The sequence below is a fragment of the Streptomyces sp. NPDC050211 genome, from assembly GCF_040656035.1.
Classification (GTDB): Bacteria; Actinomycetota; Actinomycetes; order Streptomycetales; family Streptomycetaceae; genus Streptomyces.
Map to the genome: position 1 here is coordinate 36,604 of NZ_JBFALC010000070.1, position 11,067 is coordinate 47,670.

Annotated in this window: 8 protein-coding genes; all 8 read right to left on the reverse strand. The window is 69.9% G+C overall.

What is annotated here, in order from left to right:
- Positions 1-131 precede the first annotated feature (131 nt).
- The 8 genes from AB0I98_RS41515 to AB0I98_RS41550 all read right to left on the reverse strand — a co-directional run bounded on the left by AB0I98_RS41515 (position 132) and on the right by AB0I98_RS41550 (position 10,767).
- Positions 132-3,401 carry a S8 family peptidase gene (locus tag AB0I98_RS41515; RefSeq protein WP_362951006.1) on the reverse strand — a complete coding sequence of 1,090 codons (3,270 nt, stop codon included), beginning with the start codon at positions 3,399-3,401 and terminating at the stop codon, positions 132-134.
- Positions 3,402-3,773: 372 nt separating this feature from the next.
- Positions 3,774-3,971, reverse strand: a complete 198-nt coding sequence (locus AB0I98_RS41520; protein ID WP_362951008.1) for a hypothetical protein — start codon at positions 3,969-3,971, stop codon at positions 3,774-3,776.
- Positions 3,972-4,161: 190 nt separating this feature from the next.
- Positions 4,162-4,686 carry a gluconokinase gene (locus AB0I98_RS41525; protein WP_362951010.1) on the reverse strand — a complete coding sequence of 175 codons (525 nt, stop codon included), beginning with the start codon at positions 4,684-4,686 and terminating at the stop codon, positions 4,162-4,164.
- Complete coding sequence (locus tag AB0I98_RS41530; protein WP_362951012.1) at positions 4,686-6,116, reverse strand: glucose-6-phosphate dehydrogenase; 1,431 nt, start codon at positions 6,114-6,116, stop codon at positions 4,686-4,688. The genes AB0I98_RS41525 and AB0I98_RS41530 overlap by 1 nt, the downstream gene beginning before the upstream one ends.
- Entirely contained in the window at positions 6,113-7,942 is a 1,830-nt protein-coding gene (locus tag AB0I98_RS41535) for a glycoside hydrolase family 15 protein (RefSeq protein ID WP_362951014.1), read from the reverse strand. The genes AB0I98_RS41530 and AB0I98_RS41535 overlap by 4 nt, the downstream gene beginning before the upstream one ends.
- Positions 7,943-8,037: 95 nt before the next feature.
- Entirely contained in the window at positions 8,038-9,087 is a 1,050-nt protein-coding gene (locus AB0I98_RS41540) for an NAD(P)-dependent alcohol dehydrogenase (RefSeq protein ID WP_362951016.1), read from the reverse strand.
- A gap of 211 nt (positions 9,088-9,298) precedes the next feature.
- Positions 9,299-10,108: a universal stress protein gene (locus AB0I98_RS41545; protein ID WP_362951018.1), complete on the reverse strand. Its 810-nt coding sequence runs from the start codon at positions 10,106-10,108 to the stop codon at positions 9,299-9,301.
- Positions 10,109-10,140: 32 nt separating this feature from the next.
- Positions 10,141-10,767, reverse strand: coding sequence for a hypothetical protein (locus AB0I98_RS41550; protein ID WP_362951020.1), 627 nt, complete (start codon positions 10,765-10,767; stop codon positions 10,141-10,143).
- Positions 10,768-11,067: the final 300 nt, after the last annotated feature.

An 11,067-nucleotide genomic window follows, 5' to 3' on the forward strand; every position in this document is an offset into this window, starting at 1 on the left:
CCCGGGCCCGCCCCACCGGGGGGGGGGGTGGGGGCCGCGGTCCCCGGCCAGCGGGCTGGGCCCCCGCTGGGGGGGGCACCAGGCCGGAGGGGGCATGGGCAACGGCTGACGGTCACCGTCTCGGGGTCACTTCACGGAGCGAGCCGGTACGCGTTCGTGATCGTCTCGCGTACGGTGTTGCCCCCCGTGTCCTTCAGGTCCACCCGGAAGGAGGCGGCCTTGGCGGTCGCCGGGTGCTTCACGCTCACCGAGCGCGCGCCCCGCTCGTCGGTCGTCACGGTGAGCGGCTTCCAGGTCCTGCCGCCGTCGTAGGAGACCTTCACGGTCAGCGCGGCGACCCGCCCGGCCGCGGCGGCCGCACCGCTCAGCTTCAGCGGCACCTTGAGCGTGCTGCCCGCCGGAGCCGTCCCGCGCAGGCTCAGCTTCGGCGCGAGCCGCACCGTCGACAGCGGCAGCTTGACCGAGTCGTCCGACGTCGGCCGGGCCGAGGTGAACGTCCACACCCCTGCCACCTTCGTACTGGTGGAGGTGTCCGCGGCGGAGCGGCCCGCCTCGACGGTCAGGCGGTACACGCCGGAGCCGGCGGGGACTTCGGCGCTCAGCCATTCCGTGGCCGGGCCCTCACCGAGGATCCGCCCGCCGGATTCCAGCCGGGCGAATCCGCGGGTGACGATCGAGGACCCAGGGTTACCGCTGCCGTCGTTGAACAGCGCGATCCTGGCGTCGATGAAGTCGCCGGTCCGGTTGGCCCCTTGTTCCTCGGGGCCCCTTGCCGCGAGATCGGGGCCGACCACACCGGTGTTGAACTTCAGCGCGTGGCTGGAGCCCGGCTTGTAGGTCACCTCCTTCTTCGTGTACTGCATACGCACCTCGCTGCGAGAGTCGAGCTGTGCGGCCGCCCAGGACCAGCGCACCCCGTCCGTACTGAGGTAGTGCGTGGTGGCCTGCGGCAGCTTCTGCTCCTGCGGTTCCGGTATGCCGACGCCGCTCCCGAGGTCGTCCAGCGGCGTGATGTGGACCAGGCCCTTCGCCCCGGTGACGGAGGCGCCGAAGCCGAGCTTCACCTCGGCTACCTGGGCCCGAGTGACGGTGCGGTTCAGGCCGGTGAAGAAGCTCCCCTCGCGGTTGAAGGCGAGCCGGTAGTCGACCTTCGTGCCGGGCTTCTTCCACACACCGTTGAACTGGGCCCGCATCGTGTCGGACGCCGGACCGAGGGCGGCTGTGCGGATCGGCGGCACCCCGTTGGTGGACCAGGAGTTGAACGCTCCCACAGTGAAGTCGTAGTAGCCGACGGTGGAGGTGACGAGTTTCGCGGCCGGATCCGGGGCCTTCACGGCGAGCGGCTTGGCCTTGCGGGAGTCGAGCGTGACCGTGACGTTCTTGTTCACTTCCAGAACCGGCTGGACGAAGAAGCCCAGTTCGTTGTCGCGGGCGAAGACCATGCTCTCCAGCTGGTAGGACCCCTTGGGCAGCCGCTGGACCACCGTGCCGTTCGTGCGGTACGGGAGCTCCATGGGGCTGCTGAGCCCGTCACCCGGGGTGATCATCGTCGTGTAGGTGGGCGGATTCGCCCCGTCGGCGTCGATGTGCCGCACTGTGACGTCGTACGACTCCACCTCCCGCTCGACCACGAGTCCGGTACGCACCTGCTGGCCGTCTCCCGACGCCAACACGGTGCCGCCGAAGACGCCGTCGACGGTGCCCTTGCGCGTGTCGGCGGTGACGGTGGTCTTCGCGGTGCCGCCGGCCGGGACGGTGAGCTGGGCGTCCTTGACGGTGAACATGCCGGCCGGGGCCTGGCCGCCCGAGGGGTCGACCCCGGAGGCACTCAGCCGCAGGGTGACGGGCCGGGTGCCGTAGTTGCGGTAGGTGAGGGTCTTGGCAGCCGGCCTGTCGTCGGCGTGCGGCCAGGCGTGGGTGCCGAAGCCGAGGGAGCCGGGCTCGGAGACGACCAGGGCGGTGGCGGCGCGCGCCAGGTCCACCCGGCCCGCGCCCTGCTGATGGGCGTTCAGGAGCGGGTTGGGTTTGGCCGAACCGGTCAGCAGCGCCTTCAGCCGGGCTCCGCTCCAGTCCGGGTGCTGCTGGAGCACCAGGGCGGCGGCGCCCGCGACGTGCGGGGAGGCCATCGACGTTCCGGACTGCGCCACGTAGCCGTCACCCGGGGGCTGTTCGCCCTGCGTGGTCAGAGCGGCCGTGATGTCCTCGCCGGGTCCGGTGATGTCCGGCTTGGGCGTGCCGTCGAGGTTCGGGCCGCGGCTGGAGAAGTCGGCGATCTGGTCCTGCTTGTCGACGGCTCCTACGGTGAGCGCCTTGGGGGCGCTGCCGGGCGACCAGATGCTACGGGGACCGTCGCCCGAGTTGCCCGCGGCCACCACGAACAGGGCCTTGCCGGAGAGCCGGGCGATGGCCGCCTCCATCGGGTCGACCTCCGGGCTGTCGAGGGCGCCCAGACTCATGTTGACGACCCGCGCGCCCTGGTCGACGGCCCACTGCATGCCGGCGACGATGCCCGAGGTGGATCCGAAGTTGTCATCGCCCAGGACCTTGCCGTCCAGCACCTTCACGCCGGGCGCCACGCCCTTGTTGCGGCCGCCGGACTTCGCACCGCTTCCGGCGAGGATGGAGGCCACGTGCGTTCCGTGCCCGAAGCGGTCCTTGACCACGGGGGACTCGCTGAAGTTCTTCTGCGCCACCTCGACGCCCGCGAGGTCCGGGTGGGTCTCGTCCACGCCCGAGTCCAGGACCGCCACCTTGATGCCCTTGCCGGTGTAGCCCGAGTCCCACATGGCGGCCGCACCGATCTGCGGCACGCTCTCGGCCAGGGTGCCCCGGACCTTCGCGTCCAGCCAGACATGGGCGACGGCCCGCGCGGGGGCGGCCGTACTTCCTGACGTACGGGCCGAAGAGCGGCCTGTGACGGCCGCCCACAGCGCGGGCGCACCGGCCTTGGGTGCCGCGAAGGCCTCACCGCCGACCGCGGGCAGCGCACGGCGCTCCCGGACGGCCACGCCCGCGAACGGGTCGCCGCCAGCGGTGAAGTCCCGTGTTCCGGCGCCGTCTTGCCGGTAGCCGACGATCAGCGGCAGCGTGGTGCGGTGCGCGTCGTCGTACCCGTCCCGGACCATCTGCGCGACGTCGAAGAGCTGCCGGTCGAGCACCCCGTCGGCGACCAGACGCAGGGCGTCCTGCGGTACGACATACGTGTGGCCGGCCTCACGCCGCACCGAGAAGCCGAGCTCCTCGCGGCCCTTGCCGCGCACAAGCCGCACGACCTGGCCGTCGGAGCCGACATCCACGCGGTCACCGGTGACCAGCGTGACGGTCGCCGGCGGCTTCGATCTCTCCTGCGCGACGGAGCCGACGCCTCGCGCCGGCAGGCCGCCGGCCGATACCGCCGTCATGAGCAGCGCCCCGGCCGTCAAGACGGCAAGTGCCGCCGTTCTCGCGCGAACTGTGGATCCCACTCGCGTTCCCCCGCCTTTGTGTGCATGCCATTGCGTTCCCCGCTACCACGCGCGTGGGACGCGTTCGGTTCTCAGGGGCGCGCTTGCACATCGGTGGAGGTGAGAGAGCGGAGACACACGGAAAGCCTGGAACTGACGAGTGGTCAGCCCCTTCTTCTTTTTATGCGCACACGGCACACACCCGGCACCGATTGCCTCCCCCGAGCCCGCTTGCGCCGGGATCACACCCGGGCGCGGGCTCCTGAACTCGGAGCGAGTAACTCCCGCTCTTGGTCGGTGCGTTCATGGCGGCGTATCACGCCACCGTGATCAACAAGTTGACGATCTTTGAAGACCGCCGGCCCCTGTGCCCCAGTGTTTGCCGAGCAGGACGCCCAAGCCGGCGGCGACGAGACCGATGCCGATGACTATGTGGATCCAGCCCCAGGCCGTCAGACTGAACTCGTAGGTGTAGTCGGGCGAGCTGAAGAGGGTGTCGCGGGTGACGCCGACGACGCCGAGAAGCAACGGACCCCGCCGGTTGTCTGTGCCATGCCACGGCCCTTTCCGCACGGTGTGGTCACGCGGGAGACCGCCTTGGCTGGGGGCGGCCGCGTTGTATCGACGGTCTCAGCCTTCGCCCACCGCCTGCACCCGGCGACCCCAGCAGGTTGTCCGGGTGAGGGACGCCGCCCAGGGGCATGCCGGGGAACCCGTGTCAGGAAGTCGGCAACACGGCCGTAGCCATGTCGACGATGGTGTCCGAGTCGGGTGTGGCGTCCAACTCGGCTCCTCGCTCGTCCGGTTCGAGGGGCTCAAGGGCGGCGAGCTGCGAGTCGAGCAGCACCTCGGGCATGAAGTGTCCCGTGCGGCGGCCGATCCGCTGCGCCAGCAGCTCGGGGCGGGCTGTGAGGTGGAGGAAGAACGCGTGAGGACAGGCCGCTCGAAGCGTGTCGCGGTAGCGCCGCTTCAGCGCGGAGCAGGAGACCACGCAGCCCGTGCCGGCTGCGTCCCGTTCGTGCAGCCAGCGGCCGATGGACTCCAGCCAGGGTTGACGGTCCGCGTCGTCGAGCGGGATACCGGCCGACATCTTCGCGATGTTGGCTGGCGGGTGCAGGTCGTCCGCCTCCGCGAAGGGGATGTCCAGGCGCTTGGCGAGCAGTCGGCCCACCGTGGACTTGCCGGTGCCGGAGACTCCCATGACCACGATGCACGCGGTGCGGGGCTCGGTGCTGGGGGACATCACACGCTGTCTGGAGGCGCTTGACCGTGGAGCAGGGACTCTCGCTGGCGTGGGCGGTCCGCGTACTGCCGACGTGCGGGTGGACCTTCTGAACCGGCCGGGTACTCCTCCAGCGGCACAAGGTCCCTCTCCCAGGCGGACAGTACGGGTTCGAGGACCCGCCACGCTTCCTCGGCCTCGTCGCCGCGGATGGACAGGGCGGGATCCCCCTCCAGGACGTCCAGCAGGAGCCGCCCGTAGGCAGGCAGACCTGATGGTTCCATCTCCGCGGTCAGCGAGAGCGGAGTCAGCTCGTTGGCATGCGCACCGATGCCTGTCAGATCGAGGCTGAGCCCTTCCGGTTCGAGCTCGAAGCGGAGCACGTTGGGCAGGGCTTCTCCGCTGTGGCCGAAAGGCAGATGAGGTACGGCGCGGAAGCGCACCGCCACCTCCTTGCGATCCGCCCCGAGCGCCTTGCCGCTGCGGAGCCGGAACGTGGTACCGGCCCAGCGCCAGCTGTCCAGTTCCAGTTCCACCTCGGCGAGGGTCTCGGTACGGCGCTGTGGGCTGACGCCTTTCTCGTCGACGTAGGCGGGAACGTCGCGCTCGCCGATTCTGCCGGGCAGATACCGTGCGCGCCGCGTGCGGTGCACCACGTCGTACTCGGTCAGCGGCCGCAAGGATCGCAGTACGTCGACCTTGCGGTCGCGCAGGTCCCGCTCGCCGAGGGTGACGGGCGGCTCCATGGCCACGAGGCAGAGCAGCTGCAGGAGGTGGTTCTGGAGCATGTCCTTGAGCGCCCCTACGTGGTCGTAGTAGCCGGCCCTGCCTTCCAGCGTGAGGATCTCGTCCCACACGATCTCCACTTCGGCGATGTGGGTGCTGTTCCAGAGGGGCTCCAGCACGCGGTTGGCCAGGCGGCTGCCGAGTACGTTCTGGACGGTCGTCATCGCCAGGAAGTGGTCGACCCGGAACACCGCCTGCTCCGGCACGAGGTCCGCGAGCAGCCGGTTGAGTTCCTGCGCGCCGGCCAGGTCTTCGCCGAACGGCTTCTCCAACACGATCCGGCTGCCCGCCGGCAGACCTGCCCCGTGCAGTGCCGTGACCACGCGGGGGAAGAGTGCCGGGGGGAGGGCGAGATAGACCGCGACCGGGCCGTCACCGGCGATGGCCGCGGCGACATCGTCCGGGTCGGTGACGTCGCACCGCACGTAGCGGGCCGAGGCCGCGATCGCTTCCTTGGCGGCGGCCGGACCGGGTCCGCCGTGACGCTCGAGTTGCGCGGCGACCCACTCCCGGTACTGCTCGCTGCTCCAGTCCTCCCGGCTTGCGCCGGTCAACTCCAGCCGGTCGCCGAGGTGTCCGGCCGCCTGGAGGGCGGCCAGCGCCGGCAGTAGGTAGCGTGCGGTGAGGTCGCCTGTCGCGCCGAATACGGTCAGCCGGTTGATCATCCTTGTACGCCTGCCTTCGCTCGGGCGAGGTTTACGCCACTGGCGATGATCCCGATGTGGCTGAACGCCTGAGGGAAGTTGCCCATGAACTCTCCTGTGGACGGGTTGATCTGCTCCGACAGCAGTCCCAGGGGGCTCGCCCGGGCGCACAACGAGGCATACAGCTCTTCGGCTTCTTGGATCCGGCCCTGGCCGATCAGGTTGTCGACCAGCCAGAAGCTGCAGAGCACGAAGGCGCCCTCGTCGCCGGCCAGACCATCGGGCGACTCCTTGTGCAGGTATCGGTAGAGCAGCCCGTCACCCGCTGACAGGCGCTCGGCGATGGCGTTGGTGGTCGCCACCATCCGTGGATGATCGGCCGGCACCACATGGCGCAGCGGGAGCGCGAGGAGGCTGGCGTCGAGAAGGCCGCCGCCGTCCAGGTGTGCGCTGAGGGTCTGCGCGTCCTCGTCCCAGGACTGTTCCAGGATGAGCCGACGCAGTTGGTCGGCCGCGGTGCGCCACTGGGCGATCCGCCCGGGCAGGCCCAGCCGCTCACCCATCTGCGCGGCCCGGTCCAGGGCCACCTGGCACAGCCCGGCCGAGTACGTGAACACCCGGCCCTCACTGCGTACTTCCCAGATGCCCTGGTCCGGCTGGCGCCAGGCCCGCTCAGCGGCGTCGGCCAGCTGGGCCAGGCTCGCCCACAGTTCGGTCTGGATCTCGCCGCCGGAGCGCAGCCACTGGTCGGCGCAGTCCAGGATCTCGCCGTAGACGTCGTGCTGACGCTGGTCGGCCGCTCCGTTGCCCCAGCGCACCGGGGCCGAGCGCTGGTAGCCCTCCAGTTCGCCGTCCTCGACCTCGTCCGGCACCAGACCACCCCGGAGGTCGTACATGATTCGGGGCTGCCGGCTGTATTCGAAGGCGTCGAGAACCCAGCCGAGGAAGGCGTCGGCCTCGCCGCGGAAGCCGATGCGGCGCAGGGCGAACACGGCGTAAGCGGCGTCGCGGATCCAGGCGTAGCGGTAGTCCCAGTTGCGGATGCCGCCGATCGGTGCGGGCAAGGAGGAGGTGGGGGCCGCTACCAGCGAGCCGTTGGCCCAGTCGTCGCACAGTTTGAGCGTGATCGCGGAGCGCCTGACGAGGGGTTCCTCGGGACCGTCGTAGACGAAACCCTTCATCCAGCGGCGCCATGCGTTGGCGGTTGCTCGCAGCATTGCGTCGGTGTCGAGGCGGTGGTGGCGATGGAAGCGGCCCCAGGACAACACGAGATCGAGGCGCTCGCCCTGGTTCAGGTCGTGTGTGCTGCGCAGGCCGGTCAGGGGGCGGGTGGAGCGTAGATGGAGTCGCAGGTCCGGCCGTCGGAGCGGGCGCACTTCCAGTCCGCTGAACAGGTTCCTCGTCTGCGCGCCGCCGCGGGGCTCCAGGTCGGCTCGCAGGCGGACGTGCCCGGCCAGCACGACCGCCGAGCGCACGAGTTCGGATCGGTCGGCCGGTGTGTCATCGGTGAGGTCGGCGCCGGTGCGCAGGGCCAGGGCATCGGTGACGCGCACCAGGCCGGTGGGGCTGCGCAGTTCGGTCGTCAGGACGCCGGTGTCCGGTTCGTAGCGCTGTCGCGCCTCCACCACATCCTCCGGCGCCAGCGTGAAATGCCCGCCGCGTGCGTGGTCCAACAAGCCGCAGAACAGGGGCTCGGCATCGAACCGGGGCAGGCACATCCACGAGATGGAGCCGTCCAGGCCCACAAGCGCGGTGGTTGTGCCGTCCCCGATGAGGCCGAGGTCCTCCAGCGGCAGGTAACCCTCCCGCCTGCGGACCGGCCGGAACGGTGGATCGGGATCGTGCATGCCGCCTCGCCTCCGCAGCGTCGAGAACAATGGTCCGACCTTGTGGTGGACGCTTTCAGGAGGACGTCCAGAAGGGGACGCCTAGAAGAGGACGTCTAGAAGGTGATCATCACTTTCACGACGTCTTCGAGTTTCTTGTCCGCGACCTCGAAGGCTCGTTCCATGTCGTCGAAGCGGAACTCGTGGGTCGTCATGTGTGAGGGATCGATGCGCTCTGTCTGCAGCGCCTGCAGAAGTCGCTCCATGCGCAGTCTTCCGCCGGGGCAGAGTCCCGTCGCGATCGTCTTGTCGGCCATGCCTACGCCCCATTCGACGCGCGGGATGCGCACGAACTCGCCTTCGCCGAAGTAGCCGGTGTTGGAGATCGTGCCGCCGGGCTTGGTGATCTTGACGGCGGTCTGGAACGTCACGTCCGCGCCGAGCGCCTCGATGGCGGTGTCGACCCCCTGCCCGTTGGTCAGCTCAAGGATTCGCTGGACGACGTCCTCCTTGGAGAAATCCACGATCTCGTCCGCGCCGTACATCCGCGCGAGCTTCTGCCGGCTGGGGACCGATTCGACGCCGATGACGAGTCCGGCGCCACGTAGCCTGGCCCCTGCTGTCGCCATCAGACCGACGGGACCCTGCGCGAGGACGGCCACGGTCCCGCCCATCGGAATGTTTCCGTGCTCCGCACCCATGAATCCGGTGGAGATCATGTCGGCGCAGTAGACGGCCGCCGCGTCGGAGATACCGTCGGGGATTTTCGCAACATTGGCATCGGCGTCGTTCACGTGGAAATACTCGGCAAAGACTCCGTCCTTGGAATTCGCGAACTTGAAGCCTCCGAGCGGTGCGCCAGACTGCGAGGGGTAGCCGTTCTGGGAAGCCAGGTCGCCCCAGTCGGGGGTGATCGCGCCGACCAGCACACGGTCGCCGGGCTGGAAGTCTCTTACCTCGCTGCCAACGGCATCCACGACACCCACTGCCTCATGTCCCAGTGTCAGGTCCTCCCTGGGACCGATGCCGCCCTGGACGGTATGGGAGTCGGACGTACAGATGAGGGCCCGGGTCGTCCGCACGAGCGCGTCGCCGGGGCCCAGTGGCGGAACGGGCTTTTCCATGAAACCCACACGCCCGATTTCCTTCATCACGAATGCCTTCAACTTCTCCGTCCCTCCTGTCGGTTCGTCGCCGTGCGGCTTCCGTTCTGGCATTCCCGGGAATCGTGACGGATCATGACGCCGCTCTCCGAGAGTGATGCTTTCCAGCGAAAACCGAGGGCCGCTCGGCACAGACGGGTTGCGTGACTGTCGATCACGTACGGGCACTTGCCGACCGCCCGACACCGCCCGGCGTTTCTCGCGACACGTCTGATCACGCCTGGCCGCGGACAACGACGACGGAACTGTGCGCGTGGTGCAGCAGTGCCTGACTCACCGACCCCAGGAGCAGACCTGCGAACCCGCCGCGCCCGCGGGCTCCGACGACCATGAGCTGGGCGTTCCTGCTTCTCTCGATCAGCACCTCCCGGGCTTCGCCACTCGCCACCTCGTGGCTGACCCTGACATCCGGGTACTTCTCGGCGTGCCCGGCGAGCGCCTGGGCCAGCAACCGCTCCGCAGGCTCGACGCCGGTACCGGCCGGCGCGTGATCCGGGAGCCATACGTGCACGGCGGCGACCTCGGCTCCGCGCAGCGCCGCCTCGGCAAAGGCGAACTCGACGGCCGCCTCACCCGCGGGGGAGCCGTCGACACACAGCACGATCGGGCCGACGTCGGCCGAATCCTCACGGGCCACCATCACCGGGCACCGGCTGTGGGCCGTGAGGGACGCCGCCGTCGATCCCAGCAGCATGCCGATGAAGCCGCCCACCCCGCGCGCACCCACGATCAGCAGCTCTGCCGTCTGCGACTCGGCCTCCAGCACCGACACCGTGTCGCCGGGCACCATGGCCTCCGTGACCGTCACCTCCGGGGCCACGCTCCGCGCACGGTCCGCGGCCTCGCTGACCAGGCGATGGAGCGGCGTGGTGTCCAGCGGCGCGTACATGGGTCTGACCGGCCAGTTGAGGGCGTACACCACGCGCAGTTCCGCACGCCGTCGCCGGGCCTCCTTGGCGGCCGTCTCCACCGCGGCGAGACTCGAGGACGAGCCGTCCGTTCCCACAACCACCAGGTTGCCCATCACTCCTCCATGGCTCGATCCCACCCGCGACGTCAGTACCGCTGTGCCTTGGCGAGGCGGGGAGTGAGGTGTGCGTCCGCGGGCTGCCGACTGAAGGCGATGGGTTGTTCCTTCTCACCCGGGTCGAGGTTCTCCGCGCCGACGAATCTCGTCTCGACGACCTTTCCGGACGAGTCCTCGAAGTCGATCTGTACGGCGTACGAGGCCCTGGCGTCGGTCTTGTTGGTGATCGTGACCAGCACGGCGAGCAGCCCGCTCGTCTCGTTCCTGGGCAGGCCCTTCATGCCGACCTCGGACACCGCGTTGCCGCGTCCCTCGACATCCTTGAGCGCCTCCTGCGCGGCGGCACCGGCGCGGGCAGCCTCAGCCTCGACGGAGGCCTCGAACTCAGAGGCGCGGACAGACGCCGACGAGGCCGCCGCCGAAGCCGAAGCATGAGCGGAGGCGATCGCCGAAGCCGCCTCGGAGGCCAGCGCCGACGGCGGCAATCCGGAGAAGGCCGCCGGATCGGGGCTACTCGTAGTCGGCGCGGGCGAGGAACCGTTGTCCCCGTCGTCACCGCATCCAGTGAGGGCAACGGCGGACAGAGCACAGCCGAGTGCCGCCACGAGGGCTCGGTGGCCGGCCCTGCCCACGCGGCCGGGGTGGTCTCGCAGCATCCTGTCGTCCTTGCGCCGGGCCGGATTGGATCCCCTTCATCGTCGGCGCGACGCCGAGGGCGCGTCGATTCGGCTTGGGCCGTTCGTATGGCAGCAATGACTGGAGGCCGAGCTGGGCAGGCCTCGGTCTGTCATCGATCCCGCCGCAGGACCTCGGTCGCCGCCCGGTGCCCGACCCGCGCTCCGTCGCCGTATGAGCGCCGGCGTTGTCGCGCGACCGGGCGGGGGCGGGCAACAGGCCCCACCCCCCCCGCCCGGGGCGAACCAGGCCGGCCGCGAGGGGCACCGCGACCGCGGCCC

Bases quoted from the DNA above. Each gene is read 5' to 3' on its own strand.
- AB0I98_RS41525 (WP_362951010.1), bottom strand. From the start codon at position 4,686: ATGTCCCCCAGCACCGAGCCCCGCACCGCGTGCATCGTGGTCATGGGA.
- AB0I98_RS41515 (WP_362951006.1), bottom strand. From the start codon at position 3,401: ATGACGGCGGTATCGGCCGGCGGCCTGCCGGCGCGAGGCGTCGGCTCC.
- AB0I98_RS41550 (WP_362951020.1), bottom strand. From the start codon at position 10,767: ATGCTGCGAGACCACCCCGGCCGCGTGGGCAGGGCCGGCCACCGAGCC.
- AB0I98_RS41535 (WP_362951014.1), bottom strand. From the start codon at position 7,942: ATGCACGATCCCGATCCACCGTTCCGGCCGGTCCGCAGGCGGGAGGGT.
- AB0I98_RS41545 (WP_362951018.1), bottom strand. From the start codon at position 10,108: ATGGGCAACCTGGTGGTTGTGGGAACGGACGGCTCGTCCTCGAGTCTC.
- AB0I98_RS41530 (WP_362951012.1), bottom strand. From the start codon at position 6,116: ATGATCAACCGGCTGACCGTATTCGGCGCGACAGGCGACCTCACCGCA.